20 protein-coding genes and 1 pseudogene are annotated in these 26,794 nt (G+C 62.5%); 16 read left to right on the forward strand and 5 right to left on the reverse strand.

Going from position 1 to position 26,794, the window contains the following annotated elements; genetic code table 11:
* Positions 1 to 258 precede the first annotated feature (258 nt).
* The 3 genes from AC09SL_RS04810 to AC09SL_RS04820 are packed head-to-tail and all read left to right on the forward strand — an operon-like array spanning position 259 to position 3,258.
* Entirely contained in the window at positions 259 to 1,641 is a 1,383-nt protein-coding gene (locus AC09SL_RS04810) for an MFS transporter (protein WP_058546412.1), read from the forward strand.
* Complete coding sequence (locus tag AC09SL_RS04815) at positions 1,638 to 2,378, forward strand: SDR family oxidoreductase (RefSeq protein ID WP_058546413.1); 741 nt, start codon at positions 1,638 to 1,640, stop codon at positions 2,376 to 2,378. Before AC09SL_RS04810 ends, AC09SL_RS04815 begins: the two co-directional genes overlap by 4 nt.
* Positions 2,379 to 2,409: 31 nt before the next feature.
* Positions 2,410 to 3,258, forward strand: coding sequence for an ureidoglycolate lyase (locus AC09SL_RS04820; protein WP_058546414.1), 849 nt, complete (start codon positions 2,410 to 2,412; stop codon positions 3,256 to 3,258).
* Positions 3,259 to 3,363: 105 nt separating this feature from the next.
* Here AC09SL_RS04820 and AC09SL_RS04825 read toward each other — a convergent pair whose 3' ends face one another.
* The 4 genes and pseudogenes from AC09SL_RS04825 to AC09SL_RS04840 form a co-directional block, all read right to left on the reverse strand.
* Positions 3,364 to 6,459: an efflux RND transporter permease subunit gene (locus tag AC09SL_RS04825; protein ID WP_058546415.1), complete on the reverse strand. Its 3,096-nt coding sequence runs from the start codon at positions 6,457 to 6,459 to the stop codon at positions 3,364 to 3,366.
* Between the two features lie 3 nt (positions 6,460 to 6,462).
* Positions 6,463 to 7,632 carry an efflux RND transporter periplasmic adaptor subunit gene (locus tag AC09SL_RS04830; protein ID WP_058546416.1) on the reverse strand — a complete coding sequence of 390 codons (1,170 nt, stop codon included), beginning with the start codon at positions 7,630 to 7,632 and terminating at the stop codon, positions 6,463 to 6,465.
* A 117-nt stretch (positions 7,633 to 7,749) separates the two neighbouring features.
* Positions 7,750 to 8,505: a methyl-accepting chemotaxis protein gene (locus tag AC09SL_RS04835; RefSeq protein ID WP_413468854.1), complete on the reverse strand. Its 756-nt coding sequence runs from the start codon at positions 8,503 to 8,505 to the stop codon at positions 7,750 to 7,752.
* 102 nt (positions 8,506 to 8,607) lie between these two features.
* Positions 8,608 to 9,801: pseudogene (locus AC09SL_RS04840) on the reverse strand (PDC sensor domain-containing protein); the annotation flags it as partial.
* A gap of 527 nt (positions 9,802 to 10,328) precedes the next feature.
* On the opposite strand from AC09SL_RS04840, the gene AC09SL_RS04845 reads away from it, so the two are divergent.
* The 4 genes from AC09SL_RS04845 (at position 10,329) to AC09SL_RS04860 (ending at position 16,050) form a co-directional block, all read left to right on the forward strand.
* On the forward strand, positions 10,329 to 11,777 hold the full coding sequence (locus AC09SL_RS04845) for an APC family permease (protein WP_058546782.1): 1,449 nt from the start codon (positions 10,329 to 10,331) through the stop codon (positions 11,775 to 11,777).
* An 83-nt stretch (positions 11,778 to 11,860) separates the two neighbouring features.
* On the forward strand, positions 11,861 to 13,282 hold the full coding sequence (locus tag AC09SL_RS04850) for an aldehyde dehydrogenase family protein (RefSeq protein WP_058546783.1): 1,422 nt from the start codon (positions 11,861 to 11,863) through the stop codon (positions 13,280 to 13,282).
* Between the two features lie 11 nt (positions 13,283 to 13,293).
* Positions 13,294 to 14,643 (forward strand): aminotransferase class III-fold pyridoxal phosphate-dependent enzyme, encoded by a 1,350-nt coding sequence (locus tag AC09SL_RS04855; RefSeq protein ID WP_058546784.1) that lies wholly within the window; start codon positions 13,294 to 13,296, stop codon positions 14,641 to 14,643.
* Between the two features lie 81 nt (positions 14,644 to 14,724).
* Positions 14,725 to 16,050, forward strand: coding sequence for an alginate export family protein (locus AC09SL_RS04860; protein ID WP_058546785.1), 1,326 nt, complete (start codon positions 14,725 to 14,727; stop codon positions 16,048 to 16,050).
* Between the two features lie 179 nt (positions 16,051 to 16,229).
* On the opposite strand, the gene AC09SL_RS04865 is transcribed toward AC09SL_RS04860, so the two are convergent.
* Positions 16,230 to 16,964: an IclR family transcriptional regulator gene (locus AC09SL_RS04865; protein WP_058546786.1), complete on the reverse strand. Its 735-nt coding sequence runs from the start codon at positions 16,962 to 16,964 to the stop codon at positions 16,230 to 16,232.
* Positions 16,965 to 17,240: 276 nt separating this feature from the next.
* Between AC09SL_RS04865 and AC09SL_RS04870 the strand changes: the two genes are divergently transcribed.
* Genes AC09SL_RS04870 through AC09SL_RS04910 form a run of 9 tightly spaced genes read left to right on the forward strand, consistent with a single transcriptional unit; the run spans position 17,241 to position 26,494 of the window.
* Positions 17,241 to 18,782, forward strand: a complete 1,542-nt coding sequence (locus AC09SL_RS04870; RefSeq protein WP_058546787.1) for an acetolactate synthase large subunit — start codon at positions 17,241 to 17,243, stop codon at positions 18,780 to 18,782.
* 10 nt (positions 18,783 to 18,792) lie between these two features.
* Positions 18,793 to 20,283, forward strand: a complete 1,491-nt coding sequence (locus AC09SL_RS04875) for an aldehyde dehydrogenase family protein (RefSeq protein WP_058546788.1) — start codon at positions 18,793 to 18,795, stop codon at positions 20,281 to 20,283.
* 26 nt (positions 20,284 to 20,309) lie between these two features.
* Positions 20,310 to 21,104: an SDR family NAD(P)-dependent oxidoreductase gene (locus AC09SL_RS04880; RefSeq protein WP_058546789.1), complete on the forward strand. Its 795-nt coding sequence runs from the start codon at positions 20,310 to 20,312 to the stop codon at positions 21,102 to 21,104.
* Positions 21,105 to 21,116: 12 nt separating this feature from the next.
* Positions 21,117 to 22,157 (forward strand): VPS10 domain-containing protein, encoded by a 1,041-nt coding sequence (locus AC09SL_RS04885; RefSeq protein WP_058546790.1) that lies wholly within the window; start codon positions 21,117 to 21,119, stop codon positions 22,155 to 22,157.
* Positions 22,158 to 22,168: 11 nt separating this feature from the next.
* A complete protein-coding gene (locus AC09SL_RS04890; protein ID WP_058546791.1) occupies positions 22,169 to 22,618 on the forward strand; it encodes a VOC family protein in 450 nt (149 codons plus the stop codon).
* A gap of 14 nt (positions 22,619 to 22,632) precedes the next feature.
* On the forward strand, positions 22,633 to 23,235 hold the full coding sequence (locus AC09SL_RS04895; protein ID WP_058546792.1) for an amino acid synthesis family protein: 603 nt from the start codon (positions 22,633 to 22,635) through the stop codon (positions 23,233 to 23,235).
* 27 nt (positions 23,236 to 23,262) lie between these two features.
* Positions 23,263 to 24,126: an alpha/beta fold hydrolase gene (locus tag AC09SL_RS04900; protein ID WP_058546793.1), complete on the forward strand. Its 864-nt coding sequence runs from the start codon at positions 23,263 to 23,265 to the stop codon at positions 24,124 to 24,126.
* A gap of 2 nt (positions 24,127 to 24,128) precedes the next feature.
* Positions 24,129 to 25,736 carry a bifunctional 3-(3-hydroxy-phenyl)propionate/3-hydroxycinnamic acid hydroxylase gene (locus AC09SL_RS04905; protein ID WP_058546794.1) on the forward strand — a complete coding sequence of 536 codons (1,608 nt, stop codon included), beginning with the start codon at positions 24,129 to 24,131 and terminating at the stop codon, positions 25,734 to 25,736.
* A complete protein-coding gene (locus tag AC09SL_RS04910; protein WP_058546795.1) occupies positions 25,733 to 26,494 on the forward strand; it encodes a 2-keto-4-pentenoate hydratase in 762 nt (253 codons plus the stop codon). The genes AC09SL_RS04905 and AC09SL_RS04910 overlap by 4 nt, the downstream gene beginning before the upstream one ends.
* Positions 26,495 to 26,794: the final 300 nt, after the last annotated feature.

Consider the following 26,794-nt stretch of genomic DNA (forward strand, 5'->3'; position numbering starts at 1 on the left):
TGGGAGCAAGGCTTGCCCGCGATGCAGGCGCCTCGTTTCCCCTCAGACCGCGTCGTCTTCATCGCGGGCAAGCCTTGCTCCCACAGATGACTCGTCACAGGTTCCATGGGTCTGAAGATCATTCGATAACGCATCGTTATCAACTAATCCAAAAATGCCATTGGGAAAGAATCGATTTCCGACAGTAGAGTCCTCGTTCAATCGCCGGATGATTCGCTCATTCGACGTGACCCAATAAAAACAATCAGGGGTTACCTCATGCAAACCATCTCCGAGCAGTTGCCGGCCCAGGCGCAAGCTGGCGAACTGGATTTCGAAGACCGAACCTACCGCAAGGTCATCTGGCGCATCCTTCCCGTCCTGCTCCTATGTTACATGGCGGCCTACCTGGATCGAGTGAACATCGGGTTCGCCAAGCTCGACATGCTCAACGAGCTGCAGTTCAGCAACACCGTCTATGCCTTGGGCGCCAGTATGTTTTTCTGGGGCTATTTTCTCTTCGAAGTCCCCAGCAACCTGTTGCTGCATCGCTTTGGCGCGCGGTTCTGGATTGCCCGGATCATGCTGACCTGGGCAGTGGTGTCCATGGCCGTGGCCTACACCGTGCCGCTGGCGGCTTTCTTCCACCTCGAATCGAGCACGATGTTCTATGTGCTGCGTTTCCTGTTGGGCATCTGTGAAGCGGGCTTTTTCCCCGGCGTGATCCTGTACCTCAACTACTGGTTCCCGACCCATCGGCAGAGCCGGGTGATGTCCGGATTCCTGCTGGCGTTGCCGGTCAGCCTGACCCTGGGCGGGATACTCTCCGGTTGGCTGATGAACAGCATGCAAGGGGTGCATGGCTTGTCTGGCTGGCAATGGATGCTGCTCATCGAAGGCATTCCTTCGATCATCATGGCGGTCGTGGTGATCGTCTGCCTGGCCGACAACATCGACAAAGCCAAATGGCTGTCTGCGGCGCAAAAAGCCCTGCTCAAGGCCAATCTGCAAACCGACAACCAGGGCAAGGCCACCCGCTTGAGTGAAGTGTTCTTCAATCCTCGGGTGTGGTTGCTGGTGTTGATCCTGCTGACCTTCAACACCGGCTTCTATGGCCTGGCGTTCTGGATGCCGTCGATCATCAAGAGCACCGGCGTTACCAACAGTTTGCACATCGGTTTGCTGACCGCCATTCCTTATTCGGTGGCAGTGGTGGCGATGCTGCTCAACGCCCGGCACTCCAACCGCACCGGTGAGCGGCGCTTGCATGCGGCGATTCCGGCGTTCTTTGGCGGCGTCGGCTTGATCCTCAGTGCCTTCTTCGCCGACAACCTCGTGTTGTCCGTGCTCTTTCTCAGTGTTTCCGCTTCGGGGATCCTCAGCCTGATGCCGATATTCTGGACCCTGCCGGGCACCGTGCTGTCGGGCGTCGCCGCCGCAGCCGGGATTGGCATGATCAACGCCATCGGCAACCTGTCGGGCTTCACCGGTTCGATGATCACCGCTGTGGCCGAAACCCTCACCGGCAACATCAATAACGGTACCTATGTGCTGGCCTTGTGTCTTTTGGTCAGTGGTGGACTGATCCTGGCCATTCCCGCCTCGATGCTCGGCAGGGCTCCCAAGCACGCCGCCACGGCAGCACAACTGGAGACCGCATGAATCTACAAAACAAGCGCGTACTGGTCACGGCAGCGGCGCAGGGCATTGGCTTGGCCAGCGCCATGGCCTTCGCCCGGGCCGGGGCCGAGGTGTTCGCCACTGACATCGATACCCAGGCACTGGCGGGAATCGAAGGCATCACCGCCATGCCCTTGGACGTCACGTCGCCTGCGGCCATCAGCGCCGCTTGCGAACGCGTCGGTGGGCTCGATGTGCTGTTCAACTGCGCAGGCTTTGTGCACAGCGGCAACATCCTCGACTGCGACGAAGCCGCCTGGGCTCGTTCGATGGACCTCAATGTCACGGCCATGTACCGGTTGATCCATGCGTTCCTGCCGGGCATGTTGGCCCGTGGCGGCGGTTCGATCATCAACATGTCGTCGGTGGCCTCCAGCGTCAAGGGCGTGCCCAATCGCTTCGCCTATGCCACCAGCAAGGCCGCGGTGGTGGGCCTGACCAAGGCCGTCGCCATCGACTTCGTCAGCCAGGGCATTCGCTGCAACGCGATCTGCCCGGGCACCGTGGATTCACCCTCGTTGCGACAGCGCATCGCCGACCAGGCCGCGCAGCAGGGCGTCGATGAGGCGCAGGTCTACCGGCAATTTCTCGACCGCCAGCCCATGGGCCGTATCGGCCAGACTGAAGAGATCGCGCAGTTGGCGTTGTACCTGGGCAGCGATGTGTCCGCCTACACCACGGGAGCCATCCACATCATCGACGGTGGCATGAGCCTCTGAACCCCGGTCTTCACTTGAGCAGGAGCACGACATGAAACTATTGCGCTACGGCGAAAAAGGTTCGGAAAAACCCGGGCTGTTGGATGCCGACAACCAGATCCGCGACCTGTCGGGCCATGTGCCGGACATCGCCGGGCAAGCCCTCGGCCCGGACAGCCTGGCAGCGCTCGCCGCCCTTGACCCGCGCAGCCTGCCGATCGTGGTCGGCCAGCCACGGATCGGTGCTTGCGTCGGGCAGGTCGGCAAATTCATCTGCATCGGCCTGAACTACGCCGACCATGCGGCCGAGTCGAATATGGAAGTGCCGAAAGAACCGATCATCTTCAACAAGTGGACCAGTGCCATTTGCGGGCCGAACGACAACATCCAGATCCCGCGCGGCTCGCTCAAGACCGACTGGGAAGTTGAACTGGGTGTGGTCATCGGTAAAGGCGGGCGCTACATCGACGAAGCGAACGCCATGGAGCATGTCGCCGGCTACTGCGTCATCAACGATGTGTCCGAGCGCGAGTGGCAACTGGAGCGTGGCGGCACCTGGGACAAGGGCAAAGGTTTCGACACCTTCGGCCCCCTTGGACCGTGGCTGGTGACCCGGGATGAAATCGCCGACCCGCATACGCTGGACCTGTGGCTGGAGGTCGACGGACACCGCTATCAGAACGGCAATACCCGAACGCTGATCTTCAGCGTGCCGCAACTGATTGCCTATCTGAGCCGGTGCATGAGCCTGCAAGCCGGGGATGTGATCTCCACCGGCACGCCGCCCGGCGTCGGCTTGGGCATCAAGCCCAACCCGGTGTTCCTGCGGCCGGGCCAGACCATGCGCCTGGGAATCCAGGGCTTGGGCGAACAGCGCCAGGTCACGGTGCAGGCGGACTGAGGGCTGAGCCCGCTCCCACAGAAGGACTCCGGATGCACGCGGATATTGTGTCCGCTGAAGATCCAATGTGGGAGCTTGCTCGCGATAGCGCTGGCCCGGCTAGCCTCACTTGGGATCAACACGCCTGACACGCTTCATCACCACCACGAAAAACACCGGTACGAACACCACCGCCAGCGTGGCGCTGATCATCCCGCCGATCACCCCGGTACCGATGGCCTGCTGGCTCGCCGAACTGGCGCCCGTGGCGATCGCCAGCGGCACCACCCCGAGGATGAAGGCCAGCGAGGTCATGATGATCGGCCGCAGGCGCAGGCGTGCCGCCTGGAGCGTGGCGTCGATCAGGTCGTGGCCTTCGTCGTACAGGCTCTTGGCGAACTCGATGATCAGGATCGCGTTTTTCGCTGACAGGCCGATGATGGTGATCAGCCCGATCTTGAAGAACACATCGTTAGGCATGCCGCGCAACGACACGGCCAATACCGAGCCGAGCACACCCAACGGTACCACCAGCAACACCGAGGTCGGGATCGACCAGCTCTCGTACAGCGCCGCCAGGCACAGGAATACCACCAGCAGCGACAGGCCCAGCAGGAACGGCGCCTGGCTGCCGGACAAGCGTTCCTGCAAGGACAACCCGGTCCATTCCTGGCCCAGGCCCGTCGGCCCCAGGGCCACCAGCCGTTCGATTTCGGCCATGGCTTGCCCGGTGCTGTAGCCCGGTGCCGGTTCGCCGGAAATGCTCACCGCCGGATAGCCGTTGTAACGGGTCAGTTGCGCCGGTCCCTGGGTCCAGCGGGCCTGGACGAAGGCTGACAACGGGACCATTTTCCCGCTGTTGTTGCGCACGTGAATTTTCAACAGGTCCTCGACCTGGCTGCGCTGGTCACCTTCGGCCTGGACCACCACCCGTTGCATGCGCCCCTGGTTGGGAAAGTCGTTGATGTAGGCCGACCCCACTGCCGTGGACAACACACTGCCGACGTCGGCAAAGGAAATGCCCAGGGCATTGGCCTGCTTGCGGTCGACCTCCAATTGCACCTGCGGCGCCTCCGCCAGGGCGCTCTCACGCACATTTATCAGCACCGGGCTTTTTTCGGCGGCGGCGAGCAATTCGCTGCGGGCCTGCATCAAGGTGGCATGGCCGAGGCCGCCACGGTCCTGCAAACGGAACTCGAAACCGCTGGAGGTGCCCAGGCCATCCACCGGCGGTGGCAGCACCGAGAACACCAAGGCGTCCTTGATCTGGCTCAGCGCCAGATTGGCGCGGTCGGCGATGGATGCCGCCGAATCATCGGCGCCGCGTTGCGACCAGTCCTTGAGGGTGGTGAAGGCCAGGGCCGCGTTCTGCCCGCTGCCGGAAAAGCTGAAACCGAGAATGATCGTACTGTCACCGACCCCTGGTTCGCCGGCGTTATGGGCTTCGATCTGCTCCACCACCTGCACCGTACGGTTTTTGCTGGCGCCCGGTGGCAGCTGGATGTCGGTGATGGTGTAGCCCTGGTCTTCCACCGGCAGGAACGAGGAGGGCAGGCGACTGAACAGCAGGCCCATGCCCACCAGCAACACGCCGTAGATCAGCAGATAACGACCGCTGCGTTTTACCGCGTAGGCCACCCAACCTTGATAACGGTCGCCGAAGCGCTCGAATCCACGGTTGAACAGGCCGAAGAAACCGGTCTTGGCGTGGTGGTCACCTTGGGCGACGGGTTTGAGCAAGGTCGCGCAAAGCGCCGGGGTCAAGGTCAGGGCGAGAAAGGCCGAGAACAGGATCGAGGTCGCCATCGACAGTGAGAACTGCTGGTAAATCACCCCGACCGAGCCCTGCATGAACGCCATCGGAATGAACACGGCCACCAGCACCAGGGTGATGCCGATGATTGCCCCGGTGATCTGCCCCATGGCCTTGCGCGTGGCCTCTTTGGGCGACAACCCTTCCTGGGCCATGATCCGCTCGACGTTCTCCACCACCACGATGGCATCGTCCACCAGGATGCCGATGGCCAGCACCATGCCGAACATCGTCAGCACGTTGATCGAGAACCCCAGCGCGAGCATCGTCGCGAAGGTGCCCATCAGCGCCACCGGCACCACCAATGTCGGGATCAGGGTGTAGCGGATGTTCTGCAGGAACAGGAACATCACCGCGAACACCAGCAACATCGCCTCGCCGAGGGTATAGATCACCTTGGTAATCGAGACCTTGACGAACGGCGACGTGTCGTAGGGGATCTTGTATTCCACGCCGGCCGGGAAGTAGCGCGACAGTTCGTCCATTTTCTTGCGCACCAGGGTCGCGGTGTTCAAGGCATTGGCGCCTGGCGACAGTTGCACGGCCACGGCCGTGGAGGGCTTGCCGTTCAGACGCGTGGAAAACTGGTATTCCTGGCTGCCGATTTCCACCCGGGCCACGTCGGCGATGCGCGCCGTCGAGCCGTCGGGGTTGGCCTTGAGCACAATGTCGGCGAACTCTTGCGGGGTATTGAGCTGGCCTTTGACGACGATGGTCGCGGTGATTTCCTGGGTGCTGCGGCTCGGCAGATCCCCCAGGCTGCCGGCCGACACCTGGGCGTTCTGCGCCACGATGGCGGCGTTGACGTCGGCCGGGGTCAGGTTGAAACCGACGAGTTTCTGCGGGTCGATCCAGATCCGCATGGCCCGTTCGGCCCCGTACAACTGGGCCTTGCCGACACCGTCCAGGCGCTTGATCTCGTTCATCACGTTGCGCGCCAGGTAGTCGCTGAGGGCCACGTCGTCGAGCTTGCCGTCGCTGGAGGTGAGGGTGATCAGCAACAGGAAACCGGCAGAGACTTTGTCCACTTGCAAGCCTTGCTGGGTCACCGCCTGCGGCAGGCGCGACTCCACGGCCTTGAGGCGGTTCTGCACGTCGACCTGGGCCAGTTCCGGGTTGGTACCGGGTTGGAAAGTCGCGGTGATGGTGGCGCTGCCCAGGCTGCTCTGGGATTCGAAATACAGCAGGTTGTCGGCGCCGTTGAGTTCTTCTTCGATCAGGCTGACCACGCTTTCGTCCACGGTTTGCGCCGAAGCGCCCGGGTAGACGGTGTAGATCTCGATTTGTGGCGGGGCCACGACCGGGTATTGCGCCACCGGCAGTTGCGGGATGGCAAGGATCCCGGCCAACAGGATGAACAGCGCGACGACCCAGGCGAATACCGGACGGTCGATGAAGAATTGCGGCATGGCTTAATGTCCTGCCTGTGGCCCGGGAACCTGGGCGAGGGGAAGTGGGGAATCGTCGATCCGGACTTGCTCGCCGGGGCGGGCGTGTTGCAGGCCTTCGATGACGATGCGGTCGCCGGGTTTCAAACCCTGCGTGACGACCCAGCGATCGTCTTGCACGGCGCCCAGTTGCACCGGTTGTTGGCTGACCTTCTGCTCGGCGTCCAGCAGCAATACCTGGGCAACTCCGGCGCTGTCGCGCAGGATCGCCCGTTGCGGCACGGTGATGCCCTGGCTGTTGACCGCCTGTTCCAGGCGCACGCGAATGAAGCTGCCGGGCAGCAGGTCCAGGTCGGGGTTGGGGAATTCGCTGCGCAGGGTGATCTGGCCGGTGCTCGGGTCGACGCTGAGGTCGGTGAACAGCAATTTGCCGGGCAGCGGATAGGGGCTGCCATCGTCCTGAATCAACGTGGCCTTGGCCTGGCCCTGGCCGACCGCTTGCAAAAGCCCTGTGCGAAAGGCGCGGCGCAGGTTATTGAGTTCGCGGGTCGATTGGGTGAGGTCGGCGTAGATCGGGTCCAGTTGCTGGATCAGCGCCAACGGCGTGCTTTCGTTCTGCCCCACCAGGGCGCCTTCCGTTACCAGGGCGCGACCGATACGCCCGGAAATCGGCGCGGTCACCGTGGCGTACCCCAGGTTCAGCTTCGCCCGTTCCACCGCGGCCTTGTTGGCAGCGACGTCGGCGGCGGTCTGGCGCACGCTGGCCCGGGCGTTGTCGTAATCCTGGCCACTGATCGCCTTGTCATCGATCAATTGGGCGTAGCGCTGCGCCTGCAAGCGGGCCTGGAATGCATTGGCCTCGGCCTTGCGCAACGCGGCCTGGGCACTGTCCAGGTCGGCCTTGAAGGGCGCCGGATCGATGCGAAATAGCACCTCGCCCTGTTTGACGTCGCGGCCTTCACGAAACACCTGCTGCAAGACCACACCGGCCACCCGGGCCCGGACTTCGGCCACCCGCGGTGCGGCGATGCGGCCGCTCAGTTCGTTGCTGATCGACAGTGGCCGGGCCTGGACGGTTTCGACACGCACGCTTGCCAGCGGGGCGGATGCTTGCGGGGGCGAGGCGCTATCACAGCCACTGAGCAACAGTGCCCCGACCAACAGGCCCAGTGTGACGAAAGGAATCTTGGACATGGTGCTTCCCCAATATTGAACCGCCCATGGTAGGGAGCGATGCCAATGGCAGGGGTGAAGCTTTGTAGGGGGTGTGTGAAATTGTGTAATCACGCTAGTGGTCTGTTTCAGGGGCCACTAGATCCGAAAATGCCCCACCAACTGCTGTTGACGGTTGGCCATGGCATGCAGCGAGTGGCTCGCCTGCGATGCTTGTTCCATCTGGCCGGTCAAGGTTTCGCTGATCCCTCGAATGTCACTGACGCGATGGCTGATGTCTTCCACCACGGCGCTTTGCTCCAGGGCCGCGCTGGCGATCTGCTGGTTCATGTGCTCGATCACTTCCACGGCATCGCTGATGTGCTGCAGCGCCGCCTGGGTCTTTTCGACTTGAGCGACGCTGTCTCTGGCCTGTTCGCGGCTCAATTGGGTGCTGTGCACCACTTCCTGGCTCAACTGTTGTAACGCTTCGATCACGGTGCGTATCTGCTCGACCGAGTTCTGGGTGTTGCTGGCCAGATGGCGAACTTCATCCGCCACCACCGCGAAGCCGCGTCCCTGTTCACCGGCCCTGGCCGCTTCGATGGCGGCATTCAAGGCCAGCAGGTTGGTCTGCTGGGCAATGGCGCAGATCACGTCCAGCACCTGGCCAATGTGTTGACTGTTGCCGGCCAGCGCCTGCACTTGCTCAAGCGTCGTCTCCAGACGCCGGTCCAGGCTGTCGATGCTGGTGACCGCGTTGGCGAACAATTCACGTCCCGATCGGCTGGCGTTTTCGGCGACGGTGGCGGCATCGGCCGCCTGGTGGGAGTGACGGGCGACTTCCTGGGCGTTGGTGCTCATTTCATGCAGGGCGGTCGCTGCCAGCTCGACTTCCCGGTACTGCGTGTGCATGCCGGCGCTGACTTCCCGGGCCACCTGCGCCGATGTATCGGCGGTGTCGCGGGTGTCCAGGGACGCTTGCTGGATATCGCGGATGATGGGCTGCAATTTATCGAGGAAGCGGTTGAAGCCCTTCGCCAGTTGACCCAATTCATCGTGGCGGTCGTTGGGCAGGCGCTGGGTGAGATCACCGTCGCCTTCGACAATGGCGTCGAGCATGTGCGCCACCCTGAGCAAGGGGCGTGTGACGCCGTAGGCCGTCAGCCAGATAAGCAATAAGCCCAGGCAACTGGCGAGCAAGCCCAGGCTGAGGTTGAGCCAATTGGCCTGGCGACGCTTGTCGTCCAACTGGGCCTGCATTTGCAGGGCCGGCGCTTGCACAAGCGACTCAGGCACGCGTATCTGCAATTGCCAGGGGGTATTGGCGGGAACGGTTTGCACGGCTTGCTGAACGTCGACGGAGGCGCCGTCGACCGTGCCGCTATGGCCGGCAACTTGCCCTGACGGAGAAAGAATGTTGATCTCGCTGTGACCGGGGTACAGGTCGTTGGCAAGGCTGGCGGCCAGTTGCTGGAGGGTATCGAGGCTGATGTCCATACCCACTACGCCGATGACTTTGCCCTGGTCCAGCAACGGTATGGAGATGCTGCTCATCAACGTCTTCTGGCCTTCGACTTCAATCGCATAGGGCTCTGTCACGCAGGTGCGCCCCTGGGTCTGTGGGCAGAGGTACCAGGCGTTTGCTGGCTCGCTGCCCGGTGGCGCGGTGTTGGCGCTGATCTGGGCTTCGCTGAGCACCTCTTGCACCAGTTGCCCAGGTTGGCTTTGCGACCAATACAGGGCAAAGCGACCTTTTTCGTTGCCGGCCAGATCGCGTTGGCCAATGAAACCAGCATCTTCACCAACCAGTGCGTCGGGAAGCAGCACCACGTAGAAGCCGAGGACTTTTTCGCGGTTTTGAAGGGCTTGGCGGGTCGCGGCGATCAGGTCCCTGCGCAGTTGCCCTGGCGTCAGTCGCCCGTTCCACGCTTGGGCGCGCAGTTGCATGACTTGTTGGGCAAATCCTTCCCCATAGATCGCTGTTTCGCTGAAAAAGCGTTCCACCCGCTGACCGTGGGCCAGACCCTGTGCCTGCAAACCTTCCAAGGCCGAGCGGCCGAGCAGTTGGCTGCTCTGTTGCTTGAGCAGCGTTGCGCCTTGCTGGTTCTGATACAGGGAGGCGCCGGTCAATGCCCCGACGACGGCCAGCAGGCACAGCCCACTCAGGAGCGTGATCCGCCATTGGATAGAGAGACGAGCGAAGAACATGCTGAAGTTACCTACGCTTAGGGGCTTTATTGTTTTGGGCCCAGCACTGTCTGAGCGGTGGGCGAGGTTATCTTGCGGCAGGAAGCGCCTACCGGTTATCCCGAATCGGCAGCCGTTGTGCTCCGGCACTGGGCTAATGCGGTTCACTCAATAAAACGCTGAAGCTGTGCCACAGAACGCTCGCTGGCCTGCGGTAGGAGCTGCCGAAGGCTGCGATCTTTTGATCTTGATCTTTCGCTTGAGACTCAATGGGGCTGAAAAGATCGCAGCCTCGCTTCGCTCGACAGCTCCAGCGCCAGCCAGCCCCAGCGGGAGTAATCCCTCGCCACGGGTTTGTCAGCGTTACCGCATTGGGCTGACCTGTTTTGGGGCACAGCTTGGGATGCTGCCGTTTTGGGATAGCGAAGGGTTTTGGCAAGGGCCTAGCATCGAATCCAGCGTGCAAGCAGAACAATAAGCATCTGGAAGTCGGCGAAGCTGGCGTCTGCGATCCAGCAACACTGCCTCATACAATAAGGTCAAGAATAATGAGTGTATCTTTCCCGATCAGCAGCTCGACGGAGTTGAAGCGCGGCGCCTTGGGTGTCGGTTTCATCATCTTCTTTGTGATTTCGGCGGCGAGTCCCTTGAGCGTCATCGCCGGCGGTTTCCCCATTGGCATCATGCTGGGCAACGGCGCTGGTACACCGGCATTGCTGCTCCTGGCCTTGCTGGTGTTACTGGCGTTTTCGGCGGGCTACACGGCCATGTCCCGCCACATGACCAACGCCGGTGGTTTTTATGCCTTCACCTCCCGCGGCCTGGGTGGCCTGGCCGGCGGTGCGGCGGGGGTGTTGGCGATGTTTGCCTACAACATTCTCCAGGTCGGCCTGTACGGCATGTTCGGCGGGGTGGTCAGCGGCACGATGGCCAGCGTCTTTGGCCTGGACTTGCCGTGGTGGGCGTATTCGCTCCTGGCGATGGCGAGCATCGCGATTCTTGGCTATCGCAAGATCGATCTATCGGCCCGAGTGCTGTCGGTGGTGGTCATTGCCGAATATCTGGCGATCCTGACACTGGATTTCGCCATCCTTAAAACCGGTGGCGACAGCGGCATCAATTTCGCTTCGTTCGAGCCCAGCCATGTATTCAGCGGTACGCCATCGATCGGCTTGCTGTTCTGCTTCGCGGCGTTCATCGGCTTCGAGGCCACGACCATCTACGGCGAAGAGGCGAGGAATCCGCATCGTACGATTCCCATTGCCACCTACAGTTCGGTGCTGTTGATCGGTGGTTTCTATGCCCTGTCGGTCTGGGCGATGGTGATTGGCGTCGGGGCGGACAAGATCGTGCCGGCCCTGCAGGCGCTGCAAGATCCGACCACATTCATCTACGGTATGTCCGATCATTTTGTCGGCCCGCACCTGACCCAGATCATCCGTGTGCTGTTCATGGTCAGCATCTACGCCGGACTGCTGGCGTTCCACAATGCCGCGGCCCGTTACTTCTATGCCATCGGCCGTGATGGTTTGCTGCACAGCCGGTTGGGCACCACCCATCGCGTGCACCAGAGTCCGCACATGGGCTCGGTCCTGCAAAGTCTGATCGCGGCGGTGGTGGTGTTGATCTTCGCCGCGCTGGACGCCGATCCGATCCTTCAGCTGTTCGCCTGGTTTTCCAACCTGGCCACGCTGTGCGTGATCCTGCTCATGGCGCTGACCTCAGCGGCGGTGTTTGTCTATTTTCGAGCTCATCCGGAGCTGAAGGTGGGGTTCTGGCGCGGTCGGATTCTTCCGGGCTTTTCGTGCCTGGCATTGCTGGTGGTCCTGGCTCTTGCGGTGATTCATTTCGACGTGCTGACGGGCGCCAGCCAGCTCTTGTCCTATGGCCTCTGCGCTGTGATTCCCGTCGCGCTGATCGTCGGCGTGTTCCTCGCTGTTCGATTGCGCAAGGCCTCGCCCGAGCGGTTCATGGCGCTGGGAAGCCACAAGCTCTAAGGCATCACGCACAACGTCAATCCACCCAGAAACAAGTCCGCTGTCGTTCGGGACGGTTCGTCAGCGCGTGAAAGGAAGGTTCTATGCACGATTATCAAATGCTCATCAATGGGGCTCGGGTCGACGGTGAGAACGGGCACTTTGATGTGCTCAATCCGGCGACCGGTACGGTGTTCGCTCGATGCGCGGCCGGTTCCCTGGCCCAGCTGGACCTGGCCGTCGAAGCGGCGCAGTCGGCCTTTGTCGAATGGCGACACAGCACCCACGAAGATCGCCGCCAGCGCCTGCTGAGCATCGCTGCCGATCTCGAACAGGAAGCCGAGGCGTTGGCCCGGCTTATTGTCCTGGAACAGGGCAAGCCGCTGGAATTGGCGTTCTGCGAAGTGATGGGCGCGGTGGCCTGGACGCGCTATGCCGCCGAGCAGCAGATTCCCGTGGAGTTGGTGGAAGAAACCCCGACCCAGCGTATTGAACTGCACCGCAAGCCGTTGGGCGTGGTCGCGTCGATCACGCCCTGGAATTGGCCGTTGATGATCGCCGTCTGGCACATCATGCCGGCCTTGCGGGCCGGCAATTGCGTGATCAGCAAACCGTCAAGCCTGACCCCCTTGAGCACCCTGCGCCTGGTGGAAGTCATCGCTCGCCACGTGCCTCGGGGCGTGATCAATAGCGTGAGCGGTGAGCAAGGGTTCGGCAGTGCGATCACCTCCCATGCCGGTATCCAAAAGATAGTCTTCACCGGCTCCACCGCCACCGGCCAAAGCGTGATGCGCGGCGCCGCCGGCAACCTCAAGCGCCTGACCCTGGAGCTGGGCGGTAACGATGCCGCCATCGTACTGCCAGGCACCTCGGTCGAGGCGGTCGCCGAAGATATTTTCCAGGCCGCATTCCTGAACATGGGGCAGACCTGCGCCGCCCTCAAGCGCTTGTACATCCACCAATCCCAGTACGAGGCCTTTGCCGAGGCCCTGACCCAGATCGCCAGGCGTCAGGTGGTAGGTGACGGCCTGGCGCCCGGGGTCACGTTTGGCCCGGTGCAGAACCTCGAACAGCTGGCGCTGGTGGAGGAACTGGTGGCGGATGCCCGTGCCCAGGGGGCGCGTGTGTTGTGCGGCGGTGCTCGTCTGGACCGCCCGGGCTTTTTCTATCCGCCCACGCTGGTCGCCGATGTGACCGATGGGCAGCGCCTGGTGGATGAGGAGCAGTTCGGGCCGGTGTTGCCGCTGATTGCCTACCAGGATGTCGAGGATGTCCTGCGTCGCGCCAATGCTGGCGACATGGGCCTGGGTGGATCGGTCTGGGGACGCGACAGCGAGCAGGCACAGGCCCTGGCCAGTCGCCTGGAATGTGGCATGGCCTGGGTCAACTGCCATGCGCAGATCCAGCCGAATACGCCGTTTGGCGGCAGCAAGATGTCCGGGTTCGGCGTCGAGTTCGGCCTTGAAGGGTTGCTGGAGTTCACCGGCCAGCAACTGCTGTACGTACGCAAGCGTGAAACAGAGTGAGGAATGCAACCATGTACGAGCACTACAAGACAGCACCAAAAAAATTCTGGCACCCGATGAGTTCTTCGGCGCCGGCGAACCGCTCCAAGACGTTGATCATCGCCCGTGGCGACGGTAACTACATCACCGATATCGAAGGCCATCGCATGCTCGATGGTGTCGGCGGCTTGTGGAACGTGAACGTGGGCCATAACCGGGCTTCAGTGAAGGCGGCCATTGCCGCGCAGCTGGATGAACTGGCTTATTACCAGACCTTCGACGGCATCGCCCATCCGCGGGTGTTCGACCTGGCCGAGCGGCTGACGTCGATGTTCGCCCAGGAAAACATGACCCGGGTGTTGTTCAGTTCCGGCGGTTCGGATGCGGTCGAGACGGCCCTGAAAATGGCCCGCCAATACTGGATCGCCAGCGGCGAGCCAGGGCGCACGCGCTTTCTGTCATTGCGCAATGGCTACCATGGCGTGCACGTGGGCGGCACCTCGGTGGGCGGCAACGGCGTGTATCACTACAACCACGGGCCGCTGCTGGCTGGCTGTCATCTGCTCGACACGCCGTGGCTGTACCGCAACCCCTGGGACTGCCGCGATCCGGAAGAACTGACCGCTCACTGCATTCGTCAGTTGGAAGACCAGATCGCACTGCTCGGCCCGCAGACCATTGCCGCGCTGATCGCCGAACCGGTGCAAGGCGCCGGCGGCGTGATCGTGCCGCCGGCGTACTACTGGAAGGGGCTGCGCGAAGTCTGCGACCGCCACGGCATCCTGTTGATCGCCGATGAAGTGGTGACGGGTTTCGGCCGCACCGGCTGCATGCTCGGCAGTCGTGGCTGGGGTGTCGCCCCTGACGTACTGTGCCTGGCCAAGGGCATCACCGCCGGTTACATCCCCATGGGCGCCACGGTCTTCAACCAGCGCATGGTCGATGCCATCGAGAACGGCCCGGGTTTCAGCAACGTAATCATGCACGGCTACACCTACAGCGGGCATCCGACTGCCTGCGCGGCGGCCCTGGCGGTGCTGGACATCGTCGAGGCCGAGGATTTGCCGGGCAACGCCGGGAAGGTCGGTGCCCAGTTGCTGGAGCAACTGCAACCGCTGACCGAACGTTATGCAGTGGTGGGCGAAGTGCGCGGCAAGGGCTTGATGATCGCCGTGGACCTGGTGGCGGACAAGGCCACGCGCGAGCCGCTTGACCCTGCTACGGGCCTGGCCTCGCGCATCGCCGAGCAGGCGCGCCGGGCCGGCGTACTGATGCGTCCGATAGGCAACAAAATCGTGATGTCGCCACCGCTGACCCTCACCTCTGACGAGGCCGCCCTGATGGTCGGCGCGTTGGACAGTGCGCTCGCCGACTGCCGCTAGCCTGTAAGCCGGCGCAGCGTGCTGCGCCGGCTCCTGAATATAAAGACAGCCTTCAAAGGCGCACCACAAGGAGCTTCAGCCATGCGGAACCAATCGCGTATGGAATTTTTCGGCAGTGGCCTTGCCTGTACGCTGGCGCTCTGCGCCGCGAGTCAGGTCCAGGCCTATGAGTTGTATGCCGATGACGACACTCATTTCAACGCCGACATGCTGGCGGTGTTCGGCCATTTCAACAGCCGCAAGAACTACGACGGCAGGCCAGGTGGTTCAACCTGGCGCGAAGGCTTCATCAAGTATGGCGTCAGCGGCGACCAGGGCCTGGCCGGCCATGGCACCGTCTACGGGGCGTTCAGCCTGGTCAGTTCCGCCACCTGGGGCGATGGCGACGCGGCCGGCAATTCGCTGGGCAGCGAGCGCACGACGAAGATCGAAGACGCTTACCTGGGCTGGCGCTCCGCCGATCTGTTTCCGGTGCTGGGGCAGGACGGTGTCGATATCTCCGGCGGCCGCCAGGTGGTCAAGCTGGGCAGGGGCTTCCTGATCAACGATGACGGGCCGAACCTGGGCAAAGGGCCTGCCGATGGTCGCTTGAATCGAGGGGGCGCCTATTACCTGGCTGCCCGGCACGCGTTCGATCAAACCGCCGTATTGCGTCTGGGCGGGCAGGATGGGCTGCATGGCGGTGTGGTGTGGCTCAAGTCCGATAACCGCGCCCAGGCCGAAACCGAACTGGCTGCCGGCACGCTGGACTACACCACCAAGGCCGGGACATTGGGCTTGACCTGGATCCACGGCCTTGATGTGAGTGACCGCTGGGCCAGCGATTTTCAGCGCCAGCGCAAGGGCATGGACGTCTACAGCATTCGTGGCGAAGGCGACGCGGGCATCGAGAACGCCAGCCTGGCATTCGAATACGCCTGGCAGGACAAGGACGCCGGCCCGCAGAACGCCTGGTACGCCGAGGCCGGCTACACCTTCGCCGATCTCGCCTGGGCCCCGAAGCTGACGTACCGCTACAGCCGCTATTCCCAGAAGTGGGACTCGCTGTTCACCGGGCAGAGCACGGGCTATGGCACCTGGTTCCAGGGCGAAGTCGCGGGTAACTATGCCGGGCCCTTCAACAGCAACACGGGCATTCATCATGTCGGCCTGACAGCCTCGCCGTTGGAGAACCTGACCCTCGGTGCGTTGTACTTCGATTACAACACCGTGCGTAAAGACAACGCCCTGAACCTGGATGCCCGCGAGCTGGATGTGTATGCCGAGTGGGCCGTCAACGAGCATTTGATCATTACCCCGCTGATAGGCCTCTACAAGCCGGACCGGGATGCAACGACGGGGGGCAATCAAGTGGCGGGCAATGGCACCAACGTCTACAGCCAGGTGACGGTGGCCGTGCCGTTCTGAGGCAGGGGTGTTCGGTAAACCTTGTGGCGAGGGAGCTTGATCCCGCCGGGACCTGTAGGAGCTGCCGAAGGCTGCGATCTTTTGATCTTGATCTTTCGCTTGAGGCTCAATGGGGGGCGAAAGATCGCAGCCTCGTTGCACTCGACAGCTCCTACAGTGCCCAGCTTCCTCCCACAGGTTCAGCGCATCCGCTCGGCAATCCGCCGGGTGGTGTCCATCACCATTTCAATCACGGTTTCCTGGCGCAGCAGTTTGAAGCTGTCGGTGCTGCCGACGGCTGAAAGGCTGCCCACCACCTCGTCGAGCCCAGGGTTGATGATCGGCGCCGCGATACCGGTGAGCCCTTGGTTGAGTTCATCGTGGGTCAGGCAATAGCCGTCCTTGCGGATCTTTTTCGCCGCTTTGGAGAAGCTTGCCCAGTCGTAGGTATTGTCAGGGTCGTTGGCCAGGTGTTCTTCGAACAGGCGTTGCAGGCGGCGTCCCTTTTGGAAGGCGATCAGCACCTTGGATTGCGCACCGCGAAAAAACGGTAGCGGCTGGCCGCGGCCGAATGCGAACTGGTAGGTGTCATTGGGTTCGGCGATGTAGGTGTTGATGATGTGGCCGTCATAGAAAACGCTGGCGAACACCGCCAGGCCGGTGGCTTCGGACAGCTGGTGCATCAACTCGCGGCCCGCCACGAGGATCGGGTCGTATTGGCGCATCATCCAGTCAAGCTCGATGATGCGTGGCCCCAGGCCGTAGCTGCCGGCATCCACTCGGACCAGCAGGCCTGCATCACACAAATCCTTGACGTAGCGGTACACGGTCGCCCGCGACAAGCCCATGCGCTCGGCGATGGTGTCGGGGTCGATCTTCAGCGTTGCCGGGCCGAACAGGTCCAGCACACTCAGCATTTTGCTCAGACTGCTCATTTCGCTCCTAAAGGGGGGAATGGCGCGTAGGTGGTCGTTTGGATGAGCACTATAGGTAGCTGCGCCAGTGATGGAAAGCCCGCTCGCTCGGCAAACGGGGCGTTGCCACGATACGCCAGTGCTTGAGAAAAACAAGCATATTGAAGGCTATATTCTCTCTATAATTTTGCATAAATCTCAAAATAAGAGCTTTTATGTGTAAAAAATACTTGAGTGGAGGGTTTTTCTGTGTGATAAATCTCAGCCACTGCAAACGCTCGATCAAGAGGGCTGGAAATGAATGGTGCACAACTGATAGTGAAGGCGGCGGTGGCGAGCGGTATCGAATACTGCTTCGCCAATCCCGGAACGACTGAAATTCCCTTGGTGGCAGCCATGGCCAGTGCGCCAGCCCTCAAGCCGGTGTTGTCCTTGTTCGAAGGGGTGTGCACCGGTGCTGCGGACGGCTACGGCCGGATTGCCGGCAAGCCGGCGATGACCCTGACTCACCTGGGGCCAGGCTTTGCCAATGGCATTGCCAACCTGCACAACGCACGTCGCGCCAACACTCCGATCGTCAACGTCATCGGCGATCACGCGTCATGGCACGTCAATTACGATCCGCCGCTGGCCAGTGATATCCAGGCGCTGGCCGGGAGCGTTTCCGGTTGGGTGCGCACGTCGCGCACCGCATCGGGTGTCGGCGAAGATTTCCAGGAGGCGGTGCGCGCCGCCTGGCAGGCCAACGGGCAGATCGCGAGCCTGATTCTGCCGATGGACCTGCAAGCCAATACGGTGCAGCACGAGAAAGCCTTCACGGCATTGCAGGCCCCGGTCCGCCGTTTTGCCGGTGACCGGGTCGAGGCGGTCGCCCAGGCCCTGCGTGATGCTCGGCGCCTGGTGTTTATCGTTGGCGACCAAGGCCTGTCCGTCGCCGGACTCGAAGCGGCGGGGCGTCTGGCTCAGTTGCCGGGCGTACGTTTGTTCGCCGAAACCTTTCCGCGCCTGAGCTATCGCGGCGGTGGTTTGCCTGACCTGGATCGCCTGCCTTACTTCCCCGAAGTGGCCATTGAGATCCTGGACCAGTACGACGCGGTGGTGTGTGCCGGCGTCCCCGAGCCCATCAGCTACTTCGGCTACGAAGGCATTGCCTCCCGGCTGGCGGAGCGTGAACGCCTGCTGTGTCTGGCGGAGGTGGGGGACGACGTTGCCGGCGCGCTCACTGCGCTTGCCGATGCGCTTGAAGCGCCGGCTTATGTGCCAACGCCAACCGGTATCGAGCTGCCGCCAAGCGAAGCCACGTTGACACCGCAGTCCGTGGGTCAGGTGCTGGCTGCATCGCTGCCGGACGACTGCATCGTTTCGGTGGAAGGCGGGACGTGCGGCTATCCGTTCTTCACCGCCTCGGCCCATGCCGCACGGCATCGGGTCTTGACCAACACCGGTGGGGCCATCGGCCAGGGCATCCCGGTGGGTTTTGGAGCCGCCATGGCCGAGCGCGGCAACCGTGTGTTCTGCCTGCAATCGGACGGCAGTGCCCAGTACACCATCCAGACCTTGTGGAGCATCGCCCGTGAGCAACTGCCGGTGGTGATCCTGATCGCGGCCAACCATCGCTACGCCATTTTGCAGAACGAACTGCGCCGCTTCGGCATGACCGAGTTGGGTCCCGAGGCCCTGAGCCTGACGGTACTGGACCGTCCACGCATCGATTGGAAGGCCTTGGCCAAGGGCTACGGCTTGCCGGCCAGCACCGTGCACACCAACGGTGAGTTGCAGCGCGCCCTGGCCAACGCCAAGGCCGATGGCGGTCCTTGCCTGATTGAAATGGCGTTGTGAAGGAGCGGATATGAACCCGATTCAATTGTTACCTGCCGTCGAGAAGTTCCTGTCGCAGCCCGGGCGCCTGTTTATCGGCGGGACCTGGCAGGACGCTGCCAGCGGCCGCCGGTTTGCCGTGGAAAACCCGGCCACTGAGCACACCCTGGCGGAAGTCGCCGAAGGCGGCGAACGCGACGTGGATGCCGCCGTCGCTGCCGCTCGCGCGGCCTTCACCGGGCCCTGGGCGCAGCAGTCACCGGCCCAGCGCGGGTTGTTGCTGTTTCGCCTGGCGGAACTGCTCGACCAGCATCGCGAAGAGCTGGCGCAACTGATCACCCTGGAAAACGGCAAGCCAATCGCTGCGGCCCGGGGAGAAGCGGCTAGTGCGGCGAATATCATTCGTTATTTCGCGGGCTGGCCGACCAAGATCGAAGGCAGCACGCTGCCGGTGTCGCCCTCCAGTGGCGCACCGATGCTCAACTACACGTTGCGCGAGCCGGTGGGCGTCTGTGCCTTGATCGTGCCATGGAACTTCCCGCTGACCATGTGCGTGTGGAAGCTTGGTCCGGCGCTGGCGACCGGTTGCGTCGCGGTGCTCAAGCCCGCCGAGCAGACGCCCCTGGTTGCCATTCGCCTGGTGCAGTTGATCGAGGCCGCCGGTTTCCCGGCTGGGGTGGTCAACCTGCTCACCGGCCTCGGTGTGCATACCGGCGCACCGCTGGCCCAGCACCCGGACGTGGACAAGATCGCCTTCACCGGTTCGACCCACGTAGGGCGGCTGATCGCCCAGGCGGCCACCGGCAACATGAAGAAGGTCTCGCTGGAGCTGGGTGGCAAGTCTCCCAACATCATCCTGCCGGACGCCGATATCGTCCGTGCCGCCAAAGGCGCCGCCGACGGCATTTTCTACAACCAGGGGCAGGTCTGCACCGCCGGATCGCGTCTCTATGTGCACGCCAGCGTCCTCGACCAGGTGCTTGAAGAACTCCAGCGCCACGCGGCCGCCCATGTGTTGGGGCCGGGCCTGGATCCGGCCAGCAGCATGGGTCCGCTGGTCTCGGCCCGGCAATTGGGCACGGTGCGTGGCTACCTGCAACGGGGCCAGGAAGAAGGCGCCGAGCTGATCTGCGGCGGCGACCGGCCGACCCATCTGGAGCGTGGTCATTTCATCCGCCCCAGCGTGTTCCTCGACCGCGCCGAGCGCGCCTGTGTCGCCCGGGAAGAGATCTTTGGCCCGGTGCTGACCGTCATGAGCTGGACCGAGATCGATGAACTGGTGCTGCGTGCCAACGACTCGCCTTACGGCCTGGCCGCAGGGCTCTGGACTCGCGACTTGCGTTCCGCCCATCGCGTGGCCGCCCAGTTGAAGGCCGGCTCGGTGTGGATCAACTGCTGGAACGTCGTCGACCCGGCTTCGCCATTTGGCGGCTACAAGCAATCCGGCTGGGGCCGGGAAATGAGCAAGAACGTGATCGATGCCTACACCGAAACCAAAAGTGTCTTCGTCGATCTCGCCTGAGCCGAACAATCACAAGAGGAACTGCTATGGATCTGGAATTACAAGGCCGCGTGGCGATCGTCACCGGCGGTGGCATGGGCATCGGCAAGGAAGTCGCGCGCTTTCTGTCCCAGGAAGGCTGCAAGGTGGTGATCTGCGCACGGCGCATGGAATACCTCCAGCAAGCCGCCGAGGAAATCAGCGCGCAGACCGGCAACGAGGTGCTGCCGCTGTTCTGTGACACCAACCAGATGTCGGCGGTGTCCGACATGGTCGAGGCAGCCCACAAGCACTTTGGCCGCATCGACATCCTGGTCAACGGCGCCGCGGCACCGTCCGGTGTGGTGCGCAACGACATCGAACATGCCGGCGACGACGAATTGCTCTCGGACCTCAACACCAAGGTGATCGGTTATTTCCGTTGCGCCAAGGCCGTGACTCCGCACATGAAAGCCGGCGGCTTCGGTCGCATCATCAATATCGGTGGCCTGACCGGGCGTGGCAGCAAGGTCCTCTCGGGCATGCGCAACCTGGCCATCGCCCACATGACCAAGACGCTTTCCGACCAACTGGGCCCAGCCGGCATCACGGTCAATCTGATCCACCCCGGCGTCGTGGACACCCCGCACATCCAGGAGCTGTACGAGCGCGAAGGGATCAAGCAGGGCAAGACGCCCGAGCAGGTGGAGCAGGGCTACATCGACGCAACGCCGATCCGACGCACCCTGGCGCCGATTGAAATGGGCTGGTTGATCGGCTTCCTCGCATCCCCCAAGGCCGGTGCGGTGACCGGGGAATCCATCGGCATCGACGGCGGCTTGACCCGCGGCATCTTCATTTGAGGAGCAGCAGTGATGAGTAACGGAACCCTTTTGGTCGCCACCGTAGGGCAGGCGGTCATCCGCAGCGCCGACGATGGCCGTACCTGGCATCGCCTGGGCCTGGGCCAGGACCTGGAATTCGACGCGATCACCCGCTCCCTGAGCTTGCATCCGGGGACGCCTGAGGTGATCTATGCCGGCACCGATGTCGGCCTGTGCATCAGCCGTGATACCGGCGGCCATTGGCAGCGGATGGACTCGCCGTTCAACGGCCAGACCGTCTGGAAGGTGGCCGTGGATCCCCAGGACGCGCAGCGCATTTTCGTCGGCACCGGTGCGCCGTCGCGCGCGGTGTTGTGGCGCACCCTCGATGGCGGCCAGAACTGGGAACGTGCCCCGGTGGAGATCCCGGAGTTTTGCGAAGGCGTCAGTCGTCCACGCTTGCTGGCCTTCGCCTACGACCCGACCGATCGCAACCAGCTCTGGTTCGGCCTGGAAGAGGGCGGGTTGTTCCACAGCCGTGACGGTGGCGATAGCTGGACCCGTGTCGATGACCGCCTGCTGTGGGACTTCAACTCGGATGTGCACAACATCGTGGTCCTGCCCAACCACGGGCAAAAAATCATCGTGGTGGTGTGCGTCAACGCCGTTTATCGCAGCCTCGACGAGGGGCAGACCTGGACCGGCATCGTCGCGCGGGAAACCTTCGGCCTGTACTACGTGCGCGCCATGAATGCACCGCTGGGCAGCGAGGATACGCTCTACCTGAGCATTTCCGACGGCACCCCTGGCACGACCAGCAAGGTGCTGGTCTCACGGGATGCCGCCCTCAGTTGGGAAGTGCTGCCACTGCCGCAACAGCCCAACTCTTGTGTCTGGGCGATTGCCTTGAACCCTGCCGACCCTCGCCAGATCGTCGCGGGCACCAAGTACGGGCATCTGTTCACCTCCGAGAACGGCGGTGACGGCTGGCAGAAGCAGTGGCGTGAATTCAGTGAAATCGCTGATGTGCTCTGGACGCCTGCCGTGGCGCAAATCAAGTCCGGGCATCAATCCATCATCAAGAAGAACTGAGGGATCGCGCGATGAAAGTCGAAGTCGTTCGTACTCACCTGTCGCTGTCCGTGAGCGACCCTGAAGTGTCGGCGCGCTGGTACGCCGACGTGCTGGGCATGCATGAAAGCGCCCGGGGTGAAAGCTGGATCATGATGGCCTTCGGTGCCAAGCACCACGACATCGCGTTGCTCCGCGCAGCACCCGGTGCCCACCAGGGCGGCCTGGGGCTGCAGCACTACGGGCTGGAGATCGCCGGCGACATGACCACCCTGCGCAAGCTCTACGGCATGTTGCTGAACAAGGGCGTCGAGGTGGTGAAGATCACCGACCACGAGATTGGCAACGGTGTGTATTTCAACGACCCCGACGGCAATCGCCTGGAATTCTTCCTCGAATCCGAACATGACGACGAGCGAGGCAAGGCCCGCTTCAAGGCCGCTGGGGCGCCCAGCCGGCATTTCGATCTTGACCCACTTTGAAAGAGGCACGTTTGATGAAAAGCGCAAATTTCGCCAGTTATCACATCCGCAAATGGTACAGCTTCGTCGAGGAAACCCTGGCCAACGAAACGGGCCAGTTGGCCGACGGTGAGCCGCTGTTCAAATACGCCATTGGCGCCGTGATCGCCAACCCTTATGCCGGACGCTTCAGCGAAAGCCTGGCCGAGCTGATAGAGCCGTCACCCTTGCTGGGCCAGGAATTTGGTCGGCGCATCCGGGTACTGGCGGGCCAGCATCAGATCGTCAGCTACGGCAAGGCGTGCCTGGTGGGCAGCCAGGGCGAGTACGAACATGGCAATGCATTGTTGACCAACCCGGCGGCGGATCCGATCCGCGTCGCGTTGGGCGGCGGCAAGTCCTGGGTGCCTTCCACGGGCAAGCGTGGCGGGCCTGGCGTCACCATCGATGTGCCGCTGGCCCACAAGGACGCGCTGTATGTCCGTTCGCACTACGACAGCATTTCGTTGTCGTTCGGTGACGGTCCGGCGGCCGACGAATTGATCATCATCTGGGCCTTCGCCACGCGGGGGCGCTTGCATGCGCGTCTGGGTGGCCTTCAGGCTGCCGACGTCAAGGGCAATGACGGCCTGTATTGAGGTGCGCTGATCGTGGGAGGCCAACGAATGTCTGCAAACAGCCAGTTCTTCATCAATCGGTCAGGGATGCGCTTGCATTATCTGTCCTGGGGCAATCCGTCGGGCATTGCAGTGGTGTTGCTGCACGGGCTGCGCTCCTATGCCCAGACCTGGGATGGCCTGGCCAATGCGCTGGGTGAGCGGTACTGCTGCTATGCCCTTGACCAGCGCGGCCGTGGCTACAGTGACTGGGCGGATGCTTCCAGTTACCGGACCGAGGCCTATGTCAACGATCTTGAAGATATGGTGGCGCATCTGGGGCTGCAGCGTTTCGTCCTGGTGGGGCATTCCCTCGGTGGCACCAATGCACTGGAGTATGCGCGGCTCAATCCGGGGCGACTGCAAGCTTTGGTGGTCGAGGACATCGGCCCTGGTTCTTCGGTCAGCGGTGACGGCGCCGAGCGGATTCGGCGCGAGATGAGCCAGACACCGTTGTTGTTTCCTGACTGGGAGAGTGCCGCCCAGTTCTGGCAGCAAGCGCGACCTGGCTTGTCGCCGGAGGGGCTGGCTTCCAGGTTGATGTATTCCATGAAGGAAACGCTGGCTGGAATCGAGTGGCGTCACGACCAGCAGGGTATTGCCCAGGCGCGCCTGAGTATTACCCCCACTGACCTGTGGCCGGCGGTACGGGCGCTGGATTGCCCGACGCTGTTCATTCGTGGCGGCCGTTCCGACTTCCTGCCCTTGGCGACCCTTGAGTCGATCAAGCTGGCCAATGAGTGGGTGCGCACCGAGGAAATCGCCGACGCCAGCCATTACGTCCATGATGACCAGAGCGAAATGTTCAACCTTGTCGTCATCGACTATTTGTATGACCAGTGTCTACAACCACAACAACAAAGCGGTGAATAGCGATGAAGCAGGAGAAAACCCAGGTTGTCATCGTGGGCGGCGGCCCGAATGGGATCACAGCCGCTCATTACATGGGGCTGTACGGCATCGACTGCATCGTCCTTGAGTTGGCTGACGGCGTCCTGCCGTATCCGCGCGCGGTGGGCATGGATGACGAGGCACTGCGTGTGTTGCAGGGCATCGGCATCGCCGAACTGGCCGCGCGCGACATGATCTGCAACGTGCCCCTGCGTTACTACAATGCGCGAGGCGTCTGTTTTGCCGAGGTCAAGCCGAGCACGGCCCACTATGGCTGGCCGATGCGCAACATCTTCATGCAACAGTTGCTGGAAACGACATTGCGCGAGCAGTTGGGCAAGCACGCCAGTGTCGAGTTGCGCCAGGGCCATGAAATGCTCGATCTGGAGCAGGATGCCGAGGGTGTGACCTTGCAGGTGCGCGATGCCCAGGGCGAGCTCTATCAATTGCAGGCGCAGTACGTGATCGGCGCCGACGGCGGACGTTCCAGCGTGCGCAAGAAACTCGGCATCGAGTTGCTGGGGTTGACCCATCCACGCAAATGGGTGGTGATCGACACGGCCAACGACTCCCTGGATGCACCGTATACGGCCCTGCATGCTGACCCGCAGCGGCCCTTCGTCTGCATCTACCTGCCGTATCAGCAGCGGCGCTGGGAGTTCATGCTCCTGGAGGGCGAAGACGAGGCCCGGATGTGCGAAGAGGCCACGATCCGGGACTTGATCCGTGGGCATATCGGCGATGCGGCCGACCAACTGGAAATCATCCGGATCCGCGCCTACACCCATAACTCTCGGGTCGCGGCACGCTTTGTCCAGGGCCGTGTGGCCTTGGTGGGGGATGCGGCGCATATTTCCCCGCCCTGGGCCGGGCAGGGGCTCAATTCGGGCCTGCGTGATGTCGCCAACGTCTCCTGGAAGCTCGCCGCGATTCTTCAAGGGCGGGCGTCACCGGCGATTCTTGCCAGTTACGACCAGGAACGCCGTGGGCATGCGACCGATCTCATCGCGTTGGCCGACAACATGGGCGCAGTGCTGGGGCTGACCAACCCGTTGATGGCCGGTGTGCGGGACTGGTTGTTCCAGGCCGTCAACAGCGTCGACAACCTTCGCTCGCACTTGCTGGAATTCAAGTTCAAACCCAAGGCGACCATCACCAAAGGCTTGGTGTATCACGAGCGCGCCGAGCTGCATGAGGATGATCTGGTCGGGCAGTTGTTCATCCAACCGACCATCGAAGATGCCCAGGGCCAGCGCCGACGCCTGGACGAGGTGCTGGGACATTCCTATGCGGTGCTGGGGTATCGGGTCAACCCGAGCGAACAGCTCAGCGAGCAAACCGCCGCCTGGTGGGCGCGCTGGGAAACGCGCTTCATCCAGATCAATCGCTCGCGCAGTGGCGTGGGGCGTAACCAACCCTTGTCCGCCAGCGGCGCCATTTGCGTCGAGGACGTCGATAACCGCCTGGGCGAATGGTTTGCCAAGGTGCGTGACTGCGTCGTGGTGGTGCGGCCGGATCGGTTCGTTGCCGCGATCACCACACCTGAGCGGCTCGAAGGCGTGTTGCGCAAACTGGCGGAGCAACTCTCATGAGACGCGAAGATGATTTCCTGGTCCGGCTTCACGAGGCCGAGCAGGCTGTACATGCCTTGCCTTCGTTGGAGCCACAAGCTGTTGCCCTGCAGGAGGGCTACACCTTGCAGCGCGAGGCATTGCGCCGGCGCCAGGCCGCTGGTGAGCGGTTGACCGGGTGGAAAGTGGCTTTCGCCGGCCGTGCCGCCCAGGACCGTTTCGGTATTGATGAACCGGTGTTGGGCGCACTGACCGATGCCATGGTGGTAGAGCCCGCCAGCACGGTGCCCCTGGCGCGGCTGATCCAGCCAAAGCTGGAAATCGAGCTGGCGTTTGTCCTGGGGCGCACATTGGTGCCGGGTTTCTACAGCGACGAGGACATCCTCGCCGCCATCTTAGAGGTCGCGCCGGCATTCGAAATCGCCGATTGTCGTTGGCAGGGCTGGCGTTTCGGCGTCGGGGCGTTTCTTGCCGACAATGCCGCCGCGGGGCTGTATTGCCTCGGGGCGAGGGTGGGGTTCGATCCGGACCGACTGCCCGAAGTGAACTATCGCCTGGCGCATGACGGCGTGTCCTGTGGTGAAGGTAACGTCTTGGCGCGCGAGGACACACCTCTGGCGAATCTGTGTTGGCTGGTCCGGCGGTTGCTGGCCGACGGGCAGCGCGTTGAAGCGGGGCAGGTGGTGCTGTCCGGGGCGTTGTTGGCGCCGATGGACGTCAGGGCAGGCGAATATCGTTTGCACATGCTTGGCACGGAACTGGCTTTGGTTTTCCGGTAGGCGTTGCCGAAGGCTGCGATCTTTTGATCTTTCGCTTGGGACTCAAATGTCTGGGGAAAGATCGCAGCCTCGTTGCACTCGACAGCTCCTACACAGCGTACGTCGGGCGAGGACGCCTGCTCACGCTGGCTACACACTGTAGGAGCTGCCGAAGGCTGCGATCTTTTGATCTTGATCTTTCGCTTGGGACTCAAGTGTCTGGGGAAAGATCGCAGCCTCGTTGCACTCGACAGCTCCTACACAGCGTACGTCGGGCGAGGACGCCTGCTCACGCTGGCTACACACTGTAGGCGCTGCCGA

The organism is Pseudomonas sp. PF05, assembly GCF_056521845.1.

Bases quoted from the DNA above. Each gene is read 5' to 3' on its own strand.
- AC09SL_RS04895 (WP_058546792.1), top strand. From the start codon at position 22,633: ATGAAAAGCGCAAATTTCGCCAGTTATCACATCCGCAAATGGTACAGC.
- AC09SL_RS04890 (WP_058546791.1), top strand. From the start codon at position 22,169: ATGAAAGTCGAAGTCGTTCGTACTCACCTGTCGCTGTCCGTGAGCGAC.
- AC09SL_RS04905 (WP_058546794.1), top strand. From the start codon at position 24,129: ATGAAGCAGGAGAAAACCCAGGTTGTCATCGTGGGCGGCGGCCCGAAT.
- AC09SL_RS04835 (WP_413468854.1), bottom strand. From the start codon at position 8,505: ATGCACACGCAGTACCGGGAAGTCGAGCTGGCAGCGACCGCCCTGCAT.
- AC09SL_RS04885 (WP_058546790.1), top strand. From the start codon at position 21,117: ATGAGTAACGGAACCCTTTTGGTCGCCACCGTAGGGCAGGCGGTCATC.
- AC09SL_RS04875 (WP_058546788.1), top strand. From the start codon at position 18,793: ATGAACCCGATTCAATTGTTACCTGCCGTCGAGAAGTTCCTGTCGCAG.
- AC09SL_RS04860 (WP_058546785.1), top strand. From the start codon at position 14,725: ATGCGGAACCAATCGCGTATGGAATTTTTCGGCAGTGGCCTTGCCTGT.
- AC09SL_RS04825 (WP_058546415.1), bottom strand. From the start codon at position 6,459: ATGCCGCAATTCTTCATCGACCGTCCGGTATTCGCCTGGGTCGTCGCG.
- AC09SL_RS04880 (WP_058546789.1), top strand. From the start codon at position 20,310: ATGGATCTGGAATTACAAGGCCGCGTGGCGATCGTCACCGGCGGTGGC.
- AC09SL_RS04900 (WP_058546793.1), top strand. From the start codon at position 23,263: ATGTCTGCAAACAGCCAGTTCTTCATCAATCGGTCAGGGATGCGCTTG.
- AC09SL_RS04815 (WP_058546413.1), top strand. From the start codon at position 1,638: ATGAATCTACAAAACAAGCGCGTACTGGTCACGGCAGCGGCGCAGGGC.
- AC09SL_RS04855 (WP_058546784.1), top strand. From the start codon at position 13,294: ATGTACGAGCACTACAAGACAGCACCAAAAAAATTCTGGCACCCGATG.
- AC09SL_RS04845 (WP_058546782.1), top strand. From the start codon at position 10,329: ATGAGTGTATCTTTCCCGATCAGCAGCTCGACGGAGTTGAAGCGCGGC.
- AC09SL_RS04910 (WP_058546795.1), top strand. From the start codon at position 25,733: ATGAGACGCGAAGATGATTTCCTGGTCCGGCTTCACGAGGCCGAGCAG.
- AC09SL_RS04850 (WP_058546783.1), top strand. From the start codon at position 11,861: ATGCACGATTATCAAATGCTCATCAATGGGGCTCGGGTCGACGGTGAG.
- AC09SL_RS04865 (WP_058546786.1), bottom strand. From the start codon at position 16,964: ATGAGCAGTCTGAGCAAAATGCTGAGTGTGCTGGACCTGTTCGGCCCG.
- AC09SL_RS04810 (WP_058546412.1), top strand. From the start codon at position 259: ATGCAAACCATCTCCGAGCAGTTGCCGGCCCAGGCGCAAGCTGGCGAA.
- AC09SL_RS04870 (WP_058546787.1), top strand. From the start codon at position 17,241: ATGAATGGTGCACAACTGATAGTGAAGGCGGCGGTGGCGAGCGGTATC.
- AC09SL_RS04820 (WP_058546414.1), top strand. From the start codon at position 2,410: ATGAAACTATTGCGCTACGGCGAAAAAGGTTCGGAAAAACCCGGGCTG.
- AC09SL_RS04830 (WP_058546416.1), bottom strand. From the start codon at position 7,632: ATGTCCAAGATTCCTTTCGTCACACTGGGCCTGTTGGTCGGGGCACTG.